The sequence below is a fragment of the Massilia timonae CCUG 45783 genome (genome assembly GCF_000315425.1).
Lineage (GTDB): Bacteria > Pseudomonadota > Gammaproteobacteria > Burkholderiales > Burkholderiaceae_D > Telluria > Telluria timonae.
The window spans coordinates 2,327,669-2,342,036 of record NZ_JH992922.1 but is presented as its reverse complement, the minus strand read 5'-3'; the positions used below and the strand labels follow the sequence as shown (position 1 = coordinate 2,342,036).

Here is a 14,368-nt window from a genome sequence, read left to right as displayed (position 1 = left end):
GACTGTGCGTTACGATTGGCTTGCGCATCACCTGTTCGAGACGCTCGAAGAGATCCAGGAATTTGCTACCAACTGGTTGTGGACCTACAATCACGGTAAGCGTGCAGCCCAACCACCTGTAATGTCGCCGCGATGACATGCAGACTCGAGGTTTTCTACTTCGAGGATCCCATGACCCGTCAACGCATTTCCGCATCGACCTGGCATGAGCATGTCGCGCATTGGCGCAGCAGCGGACTGCCTGTCCAAGCCTATGCCCACGAGCATAATATCGGCGTGGAGCGCCTCAGATACTGGGTGCGCCGCATCGAGCGCATGGCCAGTGGCACCCAGCTGCTGCCGGTGCGCATTGGCTCTCCAGGCTCTTCGACTCCCCTGGAACTGCGCAGCGCCTCGGGCTGGAGCCTGCGCATGGATGGCGGCGTCGATGCCGCCTGGCTGGCCAGACTACTGCAGGAGTTGCGGTGAAACTGCTGCCCGAATCGATCTGGCTGGCTGTCGAGCCAGTCGACATGCGCACCGGCATCGACGGACTGTCGCTGCACGTGCAGCAGGCCTTGGGCCGCGCGCCCTGCGATGGGACAGCCTACGTGTTCAGCAACCGGCGCCGCACGCGGATCAAGGTGGTGAGCTGGGATGGCACTGGCGTGTGGATGTGCCTGCGCCGTCTGCATCGGGGCCAGTTCGTCTGGCCGCAGCCGGGCGAGAGTTGCTGGCAGCTCAGTGCCGAGCAGTGGCAGTGGCTGGTGATGGGCGTGGACTGGCAGCGCCTGTCGGCCCAGGCGCCGGCACAGTGGCGGCTATAGATGCCGACGTAAACTGTTTCGCTTGTAAACGTCGGACCGGTTCGCTACACTTTCACCATGAACCTGCTCGATCAACTTGCCCAGACCGATATCGCCCCAGCCATGCTGGCGCAGGTTCGGGCGCTGTTCGAGCAACAGCAGGCGCAGCTGGCCGAGAAGGACTTCAAGATCACGGCATTGACACACGAACTGGCCTACCTGAAGCGCATCCGCTATGGCAAGGCCAGCGAAGTGCTCACCGGCGAGCAGCGTTCGCTGTTCGAGGAAGCGGTCGACATGGACCTGGCCGCCATCGAGCAGGAGCTGGAGAATCAAGCCAGCGTCAAACCTGCGCGCAAGCGCGCCGGTCGTCAGGCACTGCCACCGGAACTGCCACGCATCGAGCACCGCCACGAGCCCGAGTCGTGCGCTTGCGGTCAGTGCGGCGCCAACCTGGTCAAGATTGGCGAGGACGTCAGTGAGCAGCTCGACGTGGAACCGGCGCGCTTCTTCGTGCACCGCCACATTCGCCCGCAATATGCTTGTCGCGCCTGCGAGACCGTGACGGCGGCGCCGGTGCCGCCAGCGGTGATCGACGGTGGCCTGGCCGCACCCGGCCTGCTGGCATGGGTTGCCGCCAGCAAGTACCTCGATCACCTGCCGCTGTACCGGATCGAGCAGATCGCCGCGCGCCAGGGCGTGCCGCTGGCGCGCTCGACACTGGCGCAGTGGATCGGGCGGATTGGCGTGGCCCTGCAGCCACTGGCCGAACGCCTGAGCGAGCTTCTGCGCCAGCGCAGCTGCCTGCATGCCGACGAAACGCCGGTGCGCCAGCTCGATCCTGGCAGCGGCAAGACCCGCCAAGCCTATTTATGGGCCTACCGCTCCGGCACTTGGGAGGATGGGCCACCGATCGTCGTCTTCGATTACCAGGAAAGCCGGGCCGGCAAGCACGCCCGCGATTTCCTTCAGGACTGGCGCGGCCACCTGATGGTGGACGACTACGCCGGCTACAAAGCCCTGTTTGCCAATGGGCCGACCGAACTGGCGTGCCTGGCGCACATCCGTCGCAAATTCTTCGACCTGCACGCTGCCAGCAGCAGTCCTGTCGCCGACGAGGCGCTGCGCCGCATTGCGCAGTTGTACGCCATCGAGCAGGACGGCGCAGACACAACGCCGTCCGAACGGCTGGATCTGCGCCAGGCGCGCGCCGTGCCGGCGCTGGCCGATCTGCACGCCTGGCTGCTGTCGATGCAGCGCACCGTCGCCATCGGAAGTGGTACGGGCAAGGCCATCGAACACTCCCTCAAGCGCTGGAATGCCCTAGTGCGCTATGCCGATTCCGGCATCCTTCCGATCGACAACAACCCGGTCGAGAACGCGATCCGTCCCATCGCCATCGGTAAAAAGAACTGGCTGTTTGCCGGCTCTGAACGCGCCGGCCGCCGCGCCGCCGTCATCCAGAGCCTGTTTGCCACTGCCAAACTCAACGGCCTGGACCCGGCACGCTGGCTCGCTGAGACACTTGAGAAACTGCCTACCTGCCCGAACAGCCGAATCGACTCGCTGCTGCCATTTTCGGACTCTACGCTGGCTTGATTCCGCTGTGAAGGTGGAGCGGTTGGACGCTTACCCTTCAACCCCGCCAGGAAGGTATCGATCACCTCCCCGCCCAGCGCCATCAGGTCGAACGATTCCAGGTCGAACAGCCAGTTGCGCAGCAGGCCGTCGAGCATGATCCACATGCAGGTCGCCGCATTGTGCGGGTCGACGCTGGCCGGCAACTGGCCATTCGCGCGCGCCTCGGTCAGCTGCGCTTCCATGCGCGCGCGCCACTCGGCCACCGCTTCGCGCTTGCGCACGCGGGCCGAATCGACCTCGTCGGTGAACTCGGTCTTGAGGGTGGCGATCTCGAACACCCGGCGCGCCTTCTCGTCGCTGACGACGATGTGCAGCACCGCCATCAGCTCGTCGCGCAAGCGCTGCAGCGGGTCGGCGACCTCGCGCTCGCCCAGCTGCTGGATGGCGGTGTCCATCGGCATCGTGGCGCGATCCATCATCGCGCTGAACAGCGCGCCCTTGTCGACAAAATGCCAATAAATCGCCCCGCGCGTTACACCCGCCGCAGTCGCGATGTGCTGTAATGTCGTTCGCGAAACGCCTTGTTTAGCGAACAAGATCTCTGCTGCATCAAGAATGCTGTCGCGGGTCGCCGCTGCTTCTTCCTTCGTCCTGCGAACCATTTCTTTTGAGTAACCCTCGAATTAAAGGTGCTTAAACATTTTACATACAGTCGTGATAGTATATAAAACTATTTGCAAAAGCCAGCGTTGATCTCACATCCCGTGCATATGTTAGTGACTGGGGTGTGACATCGGCAAGTATTTCTAACTAGAAGGATGCACACGTAATGCGCTCTGCCAACTCCTCATCCATGTCCCTCACCCGGGTCGCGGCGGCCACCATGGCTGCGGTGGTCCTGCTGTCTGCCTGCGGCAAGAAAGACGATCCGGCCAAGGCCGGCGCCCCCGCCGGCCAGCAGATGCCGGCGCCCGAAGTCGGCGTCGTCACCGCCGCCTTCCAGACCGTCGCGCTGCAGAACGAACTGCCGGCGCGCGTGGAACCGATCCGCACCGCCCAGGTTCGCGCCCGCGTCGACGGCGTGGTGCTCAAGCGTTCCTTCACCGAGGGCAGCATCGTCAAGCAGGGCCAGTCGCTGTTCACCATCGACCCGGCGCCTTACCAGGCCCAGCTCGCCGCAGCGCGCGCCGACGTCGCGCGCGCCGAAGCCAACCTGGTAGCCTCGCGCGCCATCGCCGAGCGCTACAAGCCGCTGGTCGAAGCCAATGCCGTCAGCAAACAGGAATTCGACAACGCCGTCGCCGCCCAGAAGCAAGGTGAGGCCGAAGTCGCCGCAGCCAAGGCCCAGCTGCGCGTTGCCCAGATCAATGTTGGTTACACCAATGTGAACGCTCCCATCACGGGCCGCATCGGCCGCGCGCTGGTGACCGAAGGCGCGCTGGTGTCAAGCACCCAGTCGACCGAGCTGGCCCTGATCCAGCAGACCGACACCATGTACCTCAACATCACCCAGTCGGCCACCGAGCTGCAGCGCCTGCGCAAGCAGGGCGGCGGCGCCAACGACGTGCCGGTCACCGTGCTGCTGGAAGACGGCTCGGTCCTGCCGCAGCGCGGCAAGCTGCTATTCTCGGACGTGACCGTCGACCAGGGCACCGGCCAGGTCACGCTGCGCGCCACCGTGGCGAACCCGAACAACGCCCTGCTCCCGGGCCAGTACGTGCGAGTGCGCATTGCCCAGGCTTCGCTGCCGAACGGCATCCTGATTCCCCAGCAGGCGGTCACCCGCGGCGGCCAGAACGGCGACACCGTGACCGTCATCGGCGCCGACAACAAGCCGGTCCCGCGCCAGATCCAGATCGCTTCGCAGCAGGATGAGAACTGGGTCGTCACCGGCGGCCTGAAGGAAGGCGAAAAAGTGATGGTCGACGGCTTCCAGAAGCTGCAGATGCTGCCGCCGGGTACCCCGGTCAAGCCCGTGCAGTGGACGCCGGCAGGCGCCCAGCAGGCGCCGGCCCAGGCAGGCGCAACGGCGGCCCAGCCGAACGCGGCCGGCGCCAAGGCGGCTGCCACCGCCGGTGCCGGCGATACCCGCACCCCGGATGCCGGTTCGCCGGTCGCGGGCGCGACCACGCCGGCCGACAGCAGCCGCTAAGAACAAAGGAATAGGACTTTCCAATGGCACGTTTTTTTATTGACCGCCCGATTTTTGCCTGGGTGATCGCGCTATTCATCATGGTGCTCGGTGGCGTCGCCATCAAGCAGCTGCCGATCGCGCAATACCCGACCGTGGCGCCACCCTCGATCGTCATCAACGTCGCCTATCCGGGCGCATCGGCGCAGACGCTTGAAGACTCCGTCATCTCGATCATCGAACGCGAGATGAACGGCGCCCAAGGCATGATTTACATGGAATCGACCAGCCAGGCCAACGGCACCGGTTCGATCACCGTCTCGTTCGAGACCGGCACCGACCCGAACCTGGCCCAGGTCGACGTCCAGAACCGCCTGTCGCGCGCTACCCCGCGCCTGCCGCCGGCGGTGACCCAGCAGGGCGTGCGCGTCGACCAGGCGCGCTCGAACTTCCTGCTGTTTACGATCCTGTCGTCGGATGACCCGAACATCGGCAATATCGAGCTGGGCGACTATGCCTCGCGCAACGTGCTGCCTGAAATCCAGCGCATCACCGGCGTTGGCCAGGCCCAGCTGTTCGGCACCGAGAAGGCGATGCGCGTCTGGATCGACCCGACCAAGCTGGTCGGCCTGAACCTGTCGCCGGCCGACGTCACCGCCGCGATCTCGCAGCAGAATGCCCAGGTCGCTTCCGGCACCATTGGCGACCTGCCGGTCGCCAAGGGCCAGCAGATCAGCGCCACCGTGATCGTCACCGGCCAGCTGTCGAACGTCGAACAGTTCGGCAACATCGTGCTGCGCGCGAATCCGGACGGCTCGACCGTGCGCCTGAAGGACGTGGCGCGCATCGAAATCGGCGGCCAGGCCTATGCCACCACCGCGCGCCTGAACGGCAAGCCGTCGGCCGGTATCGGCGTGCAGCTGGCGCCGTCGGGCAACGCCCTCGAGACGGCGGAACTGATCAAGGCGCGCATGGCGGAGCTGCAGAAGTACTTCCCGAAAGGCATGAAGTACTCGATTCCTTACGACTCGACCACCTTCATCGACATCTCGATCGAGCAAGTGGTGCACACCCTGTTCGAAGCGATCGTGCTGGTGTTCCTGGTGATGTACCTGTTCCTGCAGAACATCCGCTATACCCTGATCCCGACCATCGTGGTGCCGATCGCACTGCTGGGCTCGTTCGCCTGCCTGCTGGCGCTGGGCTTCTCGATCAACGTGCTGACCATGTTCGGCATGGTGCTGGTGATCGGTATCGTGGTCGACGATGCGATCGTGGTGGTCGAGAACGTCGAGCGCATCATGAGCGAGGAAGGTCTTCCCCCACTGGAAGCGACGCGCAAGGCGATGGGCCAGATCTCGGGCGCCATCATCGGCGTGACCGTGGTCCTGATCGCCGTGTTCGTGCCGCTGGCCTTCTTCGCCGGCGCGGTCGGCAACATCTACCGCCAGTTCTCGGTCGTGATGGTGACCTCGATCGGCTTCTCGGCCTTCCTGGCGCTGACCCTGACCCCGGCGCTGTGCGCGCACCTGCTGAAACCCGTCGAAGCCGGCCATCATATGGACAAAAAGGGTTTCTTCGGCTGGTTCAACCGCAATTTCACGGCCGGCGCCAAGAAATATGAAGGCTTCGTCGGCGCCATCCTCAAGCGCGCCGGCCGCTGGATGGTCGTGTTCGCGCTGCTGGTCGCCATCGTCGCCCTGATGTTCACCCGCATGCCGAACGCCTTCCTGCCGAACGAAGACCAGGGCTATGTGATCGCCAACATCCAGCTGCCGCCAGGCGCCACCGCCGAGCGTACCGGCACCGTGCTGCGTTCGCTGGAAGAGTTCGTGATGAAGCAGCCCGAGACCGCCAACATCGTGGCCGTGACCGGCTTCTCGTTCTCGGGCCAGGGCCAGAACATGGGTCTCGCGTTCATTCCAATGAAGCCGTGGGACGAGCGCAAGGAGCAAGGCCAGGACGCGCAATCGTTCGCCGGCCGCATCACCGGCCACATGGGCGCGGTGCGCGACTCGTTCATCTTCGTGGTCAGCCCGCCGCCGATCCCGGAACTGGGCACCGGCACCGGCTTCTCGTTCCGCCTGCAGGATCGTGGCGGCAACGGCCACGCGGCACTGCTGGCCGCGCGTAACCAGATGCTGGGCATGGCCATGCAGAGCAAGGTCCTGACCGGCATGCGTCCGGAAGGCCTGGAAGACGCGCCGCAGCTCAAGCTGAACATCGACCGCGACAAGGCGCAAGCCCTGGGCGTGACCTTCGGCGCGATCAATACCGCGCTGTCGACCTCGCTGGGTTCGTCGTATGTGAACGACTTCCCGAACGCCGGCCGCCTGCAGCGCGTGATCGTGCAGGCCGATGCGCCGCAGCGCATGCAGCCGGACGACCTGCTGCGCATCAACGCCCTGAACACCCAGGGCCAGCCGGTGCCGCTGTCGTCGTTCGCGACCACCGAATGGACCACCGGCCCGATGCAGACCAACCGCTACAACGGCTATCCGGCGATGAAACTCACCGGCGAACCGGCTCCGGGTTATTCGAGCGGCGATGCGCTGGAAGAGATGCAGCGCCTGGCAGCCCAGCTGCCGGCCGGCTTCGCCTTCGAATGGACCGGCCAGTCGCGTGAGGAAATCCTGTCCGGCTCGACCGCGGGCATCCTGATCGCCTTCTCGCTGCTGGCGGTGTTCCTGGCCCTGGCCGCGCTGTATGAAAGCTGGACGATCCCGGTCTCGGTGATGCTGGTGGTGCCGCTGGGCGTGCTCGGCTCGCTGATCGCGGCCAATATGCGCGGCTTGCCGAACGACGTGTACTTCAAGGTCGGCCTGATCACCATCATCGGCCTGGCGGCGAAGAATGCGATTCTGATCGTCGAATTCGCCAAGGACCTGCAGGCCGAGGGCAAGACGCCGTACGAGGCGGCGCTGGAAGCGGCGCACCTGCGCTTCCGCCCGATCATCATGACCTCGCTGGCCTTCATCCTCGGCGTGCTGCCGCTGGTCATCGCAGGCGGCGCCGGTTCGGCATCGCAGCGCGCCATCGGCACCGGCGTGATGGGCGGCATGATCACCGCGACCGTGCTGGGCGTGATCTTCGTGCCGGTCTTCTTCGTGGTGGTCCGCACGCTCTTCAAGGGCAGCGACCGCCAGCAGAAGATGTACGCGACTCAACATCAGAAGCATGTAGAAGAAGGAAGCAAACCATGATCAAGCACATCAAACTGGCGACGCCGCTGGCACTGGCGATGACGCTGGCAGGCTGCATCTCGCTGGCGCCGGACTATGAACGTCCGGCGGCCCCGGTGGCTGCGGCCTTCCCGGAAACCCCGAAGGCGGCGACCGAGTCGACCAGCCCGGTGCTGAACGCCGCCCCGGCCACGGTGGCCTGGCAGTCGTTCTTCACCGACGCCCGCCTGCGTTCGCTGATCGATGCGGCCCTGGTGAACAACCGTGACCTGCGCGTGGCGATCGCCAATATCGAACAGGCGCGTGCGCAATACCGCATCACCCGCGCCGACCGCCTGCCGAGCGTGGGCCTGGGCATCAGCGGCAACCGCCAGACCACCGGCGAAGACCAGCCGATCGAAAGCGTGTACCAGTCGGGCCTGTCGGTCTCGGCCTTCGAGCTCGACCTGTTCGGCCGGGTGCGCAACCTGTCCGAAGCGGCGCTGGCGCAATACCTGGCGACCGAGGAGGCGCGCAAGGCCACCCAGATCAGCCTGATCTCGTCGGTGGCCAGCGCCTGGCTGCAACTGCTGGCCGACGAAGAGCTGCTGCGCATCACGCAAGACACGCTGAACACGCGCCTGGAATCGGACAAGCTGACCCAGCTGCGCTTCGAGAACGGCGTGGCCTCGCGCCTGGAACTGCAGCAATCGCGTTCGCTGGTCGAGACGGCCCGCGCCACCCTGGCCCAGCAGCAGCGCCTGCGGGCCCAGGACATCAACCTGCTGACGCTGCTGGTCGGCGGCCCGCTGCCGGCCGACGTGAGCGCCGGCGCCACGCTGGCCAAGACCGAGCTGCCCGACATCCCGGCCGGCCTGCCGTCCGACCTGCTGACCAACCGTCCGGACATCCGTTCGGCCGAGCAGCAGCTGATCGCGGCCAACGCCAACATCGGCGCGGCGCGCGCGAACTTCTTCCCGCGCATCACGCTGACCGGCACCGCCGGCAGCGCCAGCAACGAGCTGTCGGGCCTGTTCGACAGCGGCACCTGGGGCTGGACCTTCGCGCCGCAGGCGATCCTGCCGATCTTCGACTACGGCCGCAACAGCGCCACGCTGGGCAGCGCCAGGGCCCAGCGCGACATCGCGGTGGCGCAGTACGAGCAATCGATCCAGACCGCGTTCCGCGAAGTGGCGGACGCGCTGGCCGGCCAGGCGACCTTCAGCGAACAGCTGCGCGCGCAAGCCGCGGTGACCGAGGCCGAAGCCGACCGCTTCAACCTGTCCGACCTGCGTTACCGCAGCGGCGCGGCCAGCTACCTCGACCTGCTCGATGCGCAGCGTTCGCTGTTCCAGTCGCAGCAGTTGTCGGTGCAGGCGAATCTGCTGCGCTTGCAGAATCAGGTGACCTTGTATCGCGTGCTGGGTGGCGGATGGACGGAGCCGGCGGCGCCGGCCGACGGCGCCACGCCGGTGGCGGCGCGCTAAGCTGCTGAAAGTGCTGTCATACGGACCGGGCCCATGTGGCCCGGTTTTTTTTGGGGGCAGCGATAAAGAAGAATACCGTTTGATCTGACATCGCTACGGAAATCCGCTCCTGATCACTTGTGGTTGAAGTTGTTCACTGTTGATACCAGCGTCGCACCACAGCTGGTCTTGTGGCCTTCATAAGCGACGGGAAGACCGCCAATGGTGTGTTTTGCCTCTCCTTCCACAATAGTGACTGGACCATGTACAGGGCAAGTACATGTGTCGCCGACACACGCCACGGCAAGACCGCCGACAGTGAAGTGCGTAGCGGCGACTTTGCTTACTTTTCCGCCGTGACTGGTGGGGTCGTTCAAGCGAATCACGTTAGGCATCGTCTACCTTCGCATCGTTGCCTGCTTGTGGAATTCCAGCGCCTTTTGTCTCGACCGAGAATACAGATGGCAGGTCATATTCGACTAACTTCCACTCCACCGTTGCTATTTGGTGCGTGTTACCGATCAGCGTATTCCATAAACTCGCGCCGCCATCAGCCAACACAGGTGGCAACTTGTCGCCTGCCGTGAAGAGTCGACGCCTTTCTCCCTCAATTTTCCGCTTTTCCAGGCATTCCCACCATCCGGATTGAGGACATATGTCTCCAGACTTCCTTACACTTTCAAGCGATACCGTGGGCGGCGGTGCAGGCGGCGGCGTGGCGTCGCTTGGCCGGCGCACACGGATAGTCGGGAGGAGCTTGTCCCACAATGCCAATGCCGCCTCGTCGGTAAGGCTCGGCCTGACACTGGCTCTGGCGTTTTCTTTCACCCCAGTATCCATACGGATGTCCAATAGCGGGTGCAGGGCATCGTGACGCTGGCCAACGCTGAAGAACCTAAATTCGTGTGCATCAGTATCGTCTTTGTATTCCGGTCTTCTAGTAAGGATTTCTTCGCCTTCCCAACCGTTAAGTTGACGACGACCTTCGCGCAACGTCGTAACACGAGAGAAGAAGCTTGCGAGCTGAATAGCACTAGCGCGCTCCTTGGCATTTTTGCGTAAGGCCGAGGGGCTGCTGCTTTCTTGCAAATAATTATGATTTTTTCGCATTCTTATCGAGAAACTGACATCTGGAAACTCTTTAAAGCGAAGACCAAGGGCGGTGTTTTCGTATTCTGGCTTGATATCAATGAAGCCGCCATCAATGCAAAATCCAGGTCCAGCTGGAATTTCAGCATCCCCACGCAGCCGCAACTGCATGGCAAAATTATTCATCTCTTGGACTCTAGTCTCTTTCCTCGATTCGTCATCTACCTCCAGCACAAATAGATCACTTCCCAATGGCATGTAAGAGTGGATGGTGTAGCCGATTGTTCCTCTTGCTCCGAAAACTAGTTTCTGACCAGGCAAGAGACCATCTAGCACTTCACCAACCAATGGTAGTTCCTTTATTTGAGCATCAGAAAGATACTCTTTCTCGTCTTTCACTTCCTGAAGGCGGGAAAATAAAACTTCATCTAGACTTTCTGCTTGACCGCGATGAACGTTGAACTCACCATCCAATTGTGCCGCCCCATGGATTATGATCGAATTTTCTGGAACAGCAATTACGAATCTTCCAAAACACGCTAAGCGAGTTTTTTCAAACATGCCAGCAATGCGATCAGATGAATTATTCATGAAATCTCCCGTAAAATATCCGAACGCATAACTCGCCCCTGCAGCAACAGCAATTGAAAGCATCAATGCCATACTCCATGAATTATGGCCCAACGAGAACTTCCTCATGATTTAGACCATTTCATTTCAGAAATAATTTTAAATAGACAATACAAAGTAGCACTAATTACTGCAGGATCGTCGTAGCTTGCCTGATGCTCATAACCCGATTGCCTAAAAATTCCCTTGAACTTTCCACTCCTGAGCTGAGCATCGCCGGAATGCAAAGGAACGGTTTGATCACCTGCCTCCGCGGCAGCCTGCATTTCAACATCGAATTCTAAGCCTGCAGTCGTCCCTTCTTTCTCTGCAGTGTTGACCAATCGGAGTTCCCCCCTTCGATCATCATTTACAACTCGAAGTGAGTCGCCGTGCTTGAATCGTGCGGAAGATTCCGCTCTCCAAACAACTTTGTACCAAGCCTTTCTGTCAACATCAGAGCCGTAATGTGCGTAGCTATTCTCATGATATACATCAGCAATTTCTTCATGAAACATTCGAGCACCATCCAAATGACTTAAGGTCTGCGAGACTCCCGCATTCACCAGCCCAGCTGGGTTGATCCACTCCTCTTTAAATAAGCCATACCATTTCCCGGTCACCTTGTAGATTTCCTCATAAGGACATTTTTCGGGCCAGCTATTAACGATGTTCTCACCTTTCCTCAGCTCAAGCCAATGCATTCCATAAAACCGACTGGGAAGCAGTTCTAGCGCGCCTGGCGCTCCGGCGAGAACAGCGGTAACATCCTCTCCATTATTCCCTAAGACTCCTGCTCCAATATTGGCTGGCAGGCTATACCATGACGCTTCAACACCGCAGCGCATTCTCTTGTACGCTGCTCCTGCACCCACTGCGGGCATGACCCCATGAACAATTCCCAGCACTTTATCGCTGATTTTCCCTATCCCTGAATGGATTGCAGCGCGAGCCACTAAACCCACCTCGTTATACACAAGTCCGCCAGCCTCACCACGCCGGCTGAAAATCCCGTTTACTTTCAATGACTTGCCAGCGCCCTTGTAAACCTTTGCAAAATCGCGTTTACTCTCGTCTTTTGCGTGGCGCAATTGGCGAGCAAATCGAAGGGATGGACCGATTCGGAGTTTGAGCAACTCGACCTGGGCGACGCGCGCCTGAACCGGCGAGCGAGGACACTGATGGAAACAATGGCGGGGGCACCGACGGCGAGCGTGCCAAAGGCCTGTAACGGCTGGGGTGAGACGATGGCCGCGTATCGCTTCTTCGACAATGACGGCGTCGACTGGCGGGCAATCCTGGAGCCGCACTGGCAGCAAACGGAACAGCGAATGGCCGAGCAGTCGGTGGTGCTGTGTCTGCAGGACACGACCGAACTGGACTTTAACGGACAGCAGGCGCGCGGCCTCGGACCGCTCAGCTATGAAGCGCAGCGCGGCATGTACGTCCACCCCACCTACGCGGTGACGACGGCGCGCGAGCCGCTGGGGATCCTGGACGTGTGGATGTGGGCGCGCGCGCTGCGCGACACCAACGGCCAGCGCGGCGGCCCCAAGGAAAGCCTGCGCTGGATCGAAGGCTACGAAAGACTGGCGGAACTGGCACCGCGCCTGCCCGCCACGCGCTTGGTGTATGTGGCCGACCGCGAGGCGGACATGCTGCCCTTGATGGCGCGGGCGCAGCAGCTCGACTGCCCGGTGGACTGGCTGGTGCGCGCCGCGCACAACCGCTGCTTGCCCAACAGCGAGAAGCTGTGGCCGCATGCCACGGAAGGCGCGCCGCTGGGGGAAATCGAGTTCGCGCTGGCCGCGCGGCCGGGCGCCAAGGCGCGCATCGTGCGCCAGCAGCTGTGGGCACGCCGGGTCGAACTGAACGCGGGCAAGGGCAAGGTGGTGACCGCCACATGCATCGTGGCGCGTGAACACGGCGCTCCGGCCGGCGTCAAGCCGATCGAATGGCGCCTGCTGACGAACCGGGTCGCCACCAGCGCGGCCGAGGTGGCCGAATTGATCGACTGGTATCGCGCCCGCTGGGAAATTGAAATGCTGTTCAATGTGCTCAAGAACGGCTGCAAGGTCGAGGAACTTCAGCTGGGCACGATCGAGCGCATCGAGCGCGCACTGGCGCTGTACTTGGTCGTAGCCTGGCGCATTGCCTATCTGGTACGCATGGGCCGTACCTGCCCGAACCTGGATGCCCACTTGTTCTTTGATCCCGATGAGATACGCGGCGCCTACTTGCTCAACAAATTACGCCCCCAGCCCAACCCGGCGTTAAACGAAGTAATACGCTTGATCGCCCGCGCGGGCGGCTTCTTGGGCCGAAAAGGTGATGGCGAACCTGGTGCCAAGACCCTCTGGGAAGGGCTGCGCGACGTGCGCGCCTCAGCTCTCACCCTTCAAGCACTACGCGAACTTGGAGACTGACGAGTTGTGTATAACGAGGTGCACTAAACCACCCATTGAATGAGTGACCAATATTACCTTTTCGCACTCAAATCCCTGTTTTCGATAATTCTCAATCAAGCTGCAGATTCTCTTCGCAATTGCAATGCCGGACAACCGATTGCTTTTCAACCAGTTATATCCCATAGCGTGAACCGGGAACCAACACTCCTTGACCGCCTCACGAATGTAATTTTCATCAAGAGGCTTCATTGAAAAATTCGGATGCGCCTGCCATTTTGAGGGATCTACGCCCACAATATGATTCCCAAGATATCTCTCCAAAGACCCACCGGAGAATGCCGAATTCAGTTTATTTTCGCACGTTGCTAGAATCGATTGATAACTTCCGAAATATACCTCCCCCCAACCTCGCGCTCTTGCCTTTTGATCCTGTGTGCGACCGTTTTTAGACCCTGGCAAATCGCCTTGCAATAATGGCCCATCGAGACGACGCCATCCCCCATATCCATTTGAGTACCGAACCGCTTCGTTTCTTTGATCGGCAGTTTCTGTAGAGTTTCCCGTCCTGTTATGCTCCGGCTCGTAAATGTCGACCTCCGTAATTTTGGGATCGAGCCGACTCTGCCTCTCAGCAGGCGTATCGTCGAACTGTTGAATTGTGACTGTGGAATTATCTGGCCTCCAGGATATATTATGTTTTTGTTTAAGTTTATCCTGACGCTTCTGATTCATCCTCAGGTTCGAACCCATAATTCCGGGAATAAAAACGATGGGCAACACTCTCTTAGGAGGAATACACTGCACCTGCGGAGTTCGGTCTTTTTTCGGAGTAACGAATCCTTGAGCGATGCTCCCTTGCTTTTGCTGCGGATTCACAGGAAGTTTGTATCCATAAGGCCTGAATGAAGAATTCATTTCGTATTCTCTTGACAGATTCCAACGTGCAGCATTAGTCGTCCAACGCTTCGATCGTATATCTGCCGAACGGGATATCTGAAGTGAAATCCTGTGTCATCCCGTCGGCGGTGGTACGCCCTTCAATGCACCTCGTTATACACAAGTCCGCCAGCCTCACCACGCCGGCTGAAAATCCCGTTTACTTTCAATGACTTGCCAGCGCCCTTGTAAACCTTTGCAA

The 14,368-nt window shown here is 61.1% G+C and carries 12 protein-coding genes and 1 pseudogene; 8 read left to right on the top strand and 5 right to left on the bottom strand.

Going from position 1 to position 14,368, the window contains the following annotated elements:
- The 4 genes from HMPREF9710_RS28510 to tnpC all read left to right on the top strand — a co-directional run.
- Positions 1-136 (top strand): integrase core domain-containing protein (locus HMPREF9710_RS28510; protein ID WP_503826221.1); only part of this gene is annotated, 136 nt, incomplete at its 5' end.
- Between the two features lie 35 nt (positions 137-171).
- Positions 172-468 (top strand): IS66 family insertion sequence element accessory protein TnpA, encoded by a 297-nt coding sequence (gene tnpA, locus HMPREF9710_RS09885; protein ID WP_005664128.1) that lies wholly within the window; start codon positions 172-174, stop codon positions 466-468.
- Positions 465-806 (top strand): IS66 family insertion sequence element accessory protein TnpB, encoded by a 342-nt coding sequence (gene tnpB / locus HMPREF9710_RS09880; protein ID WP_005664131.1) that lies wholly within the window; start codon positions 465-467, stop codon positions 804-806. Before tnpA ends, tnpB begins: the two co-directional genes overlap by 4 nt.
- Positions 807-863: 57 nt before the next feature.
- Positions 864-2,384, top strand: a complete 1,521-nt coding sequence (gene tnpC, locus HMPREF9710_RS09875) for an IS66 family transposase (protein ID WP_005664133.1) — start codon at positions 864-866, stop codon at positions 2,382-2,384.
- Positions 2,385-2,440: 56 nt separating this feature from the next.
- Here the strand turns inward: tnpC and HMPREF9710_RS27075 are convergent.
- A pseudogene (locus HMPREF9710_RS27075) lies at positions 2,441-3,028 on the bottom strand (TetR family transcriptional regulator); the annotation flags it as partial.
- 167 nt (positions 3,029-3,195) lie between these two features.
- On the opposite strand from HMPREF9710_RS27075, the gene HMPREF9710_RS09865 reads away from it, so the two are divergent.
- The 3 genes from HMPREF9710_RS09865 to HMPREF9710_RS09855 are packed head-to-tail and all read left to right on the top strand — an operon-like array spanning position 3,196 to position 9,145.
- Positions 3,196-4,518: an efflux RND transporter periplasmic adaptor subunit gene (locus HMPREF9710_RS09865; protein WP_005665950.1), complete on the top strand. Its 1,323-nt coding sequence runs from the start codon at positions 3,196-3,198 to the stop codon at positions 4,516-4,518.
- A 23-nt stretch (positions 4,519-4,541) separates the two neighbouring features.
- Entirely contained in the window at positions 4,542-7,700 is a 3,159-nt protein-coding gene (locus tag HMPREF9710_RS09860) for an efflux RND transporter permease subunit (RefSeq protein ID WP_005665948.1), read from the top strand.
- Entirely contained in the window at positions 7,697-9,145 is a 1,449-nt protein-coding gene (locus tag HMPREF9710_RS09855; RefSeq protein ID WP_005665946.1) for an efflux transporter outer membrane subunit, read from the top strand. The genes HMPREF9710_RS09860 and HMPREF9710_RS09855 overlap by 4 nt, the downstream gene beginning before the upstream one ends.
- A 113-nt stretch (positions 9,146-9,258) precedes the next feature.
- Here the strand turns inward: HMPREF9710_RS09855 and HMPREF9710_RS27070 are convergent, their stop codons facing one another.
- The 3 genes from HMPREF9710_RS27070 to HMPREF9710_RS27825 are packed head-to-tail and all read right to left on the bottom strand — an operon-like array spanning position 9,259 to position 11,913.
- Positions 9,259-9,519 carry a PAAR domain-containing protein gene (locus tag HMPREF9710_RS27070; RefSeq protein ID WP_081589879.1) on the bottom strand — a complete coding sequence of 87 codons (261 nt, stop codon included), beginning with the start codon at positions 9,517-9,519 and terminating at the stop codon, positions 9,259-9,261.
- Complete coding sequence (locus HMPREF9710_RS27830; protein ID WP_005665943.1) at positions 9,512-10,867, bottom strand: T6SS immunity protein Tli4 family protein; 1,356 nt, start codon at positions 10,865-10,867, stop codon at positions 9,512-9,514. The genes HMPREF9710_RS27070 and HMPREF9710_RS27830 overlap by 8 nt, the downstream gene beginning before the upstream one ends.
- Positions 10,868-10,908: 41 nt before the next feature.
- Positions 10,909-11,913, bottom strand: coding sequence for a hypothetical protein (locus HMPREF9710_RS27825; protein ID WP_157225468.1), 1,005 nt, complete (start codon positions 11,911-11,913; stop codon positions 10,909-10,911).
- On the opposite strand from HMPREF9710_RS27825, the gene HMPREF9710_RS09845 reads away from it, so the two are divergent.
- The gene (locus tag HMPREF9710_RS09845) at positions 11,914-13,248 is read left to right on the top strand and encodes an IS4 family transposase (RefSeq protein ID WP_040775003.1); all 1,335 of its coding nucleotides are present in this window, start codon (positions 11,914-11,916) and stop codon (positions 13,246-13,248) included.
- Here the strand turns inward: HMPREF9710_RS09845 and HMPREF9710_RS27820 are convergent.
- Positions 13,228-14,145 carry a lipase family protein gene (locus HMPREF9710_RS27820; protein WP_005665940.1) on the bottom strand — a complete coding sequence of 306 codons (918 nt, stop codon included), beginning with the start codon at positions 14,143-14,145 and terminating at the stop codon, positions 13,228-13,230. The two genes, HMPREF9710_RS09845 and HMPREF9710_RS27820, sit on opposite strands and share 21 nt — an antisense overlap.
- Between the last annotated feature and the right edge of the window lie 223 nt (positions 14,146-14,368).

Excerpts from the sequence above, each read along its gene's own strand:
- tnpA (WP_005664128.1), top strand. The coding sequence starts at position 172 with ATGACCCGTCAACGCATTTCCGCATCGACCTGGCATGAGCATGTCGCG.
- tnpC (WP_005664133.1), top strand. The coding sequence starts at position 864 with ATGAACCTGCTCGATCAACTTGCCCAGACCGATATCGCCCCAGCCATG.
- HMPREF9710_RS09865 (WP_005665950.1), top strand. The coding sequence starts at position 3,196 with ATGCGCTCTGCCAACTCCTCATCCATGTCCCTCACCCGGGTCGCGGCG.
- HMPREF9710_RS09860 (WP_005665948.1), top strand. The coding sequence starts at position 4,542 with ATGGCACGTTTTTTTATTGACCGCCCGATTTTTGCCTGGGTGATCGCG.
- HMPREF9710_RS09855 (WP_005665946.1), top strand. The coding sequence starts at position 7,697 with ATGATCAAGCACATCAAACTGGCGACGCCGCTGGCACTGGCGATGACG.
- HMPREF9710_RS27070 (WP_081589879.1), bottom strand. The coding sequence starts at position 9,519 with ATGCCTAACGTGATTCGCTTGAACGACCCCACCAGTCACGGCGGAAAA.
- HMPREF9710_RS27830 (WP_005665943.1), bottom strand. The coding sequence starts at position 10,867 with ATGCTTTCAATTGCTGTTGCTGCAGGGGCGAGTTATGCGTTCGGATAT.
- HMPREF9710_RS27820 (WP_005665940.1), bottom strand. The coding sequence starts at position 14,145 with ATGAATTCTTCATTCAGGCCTTATGGATACAAACTTCCTGTGAATCCG.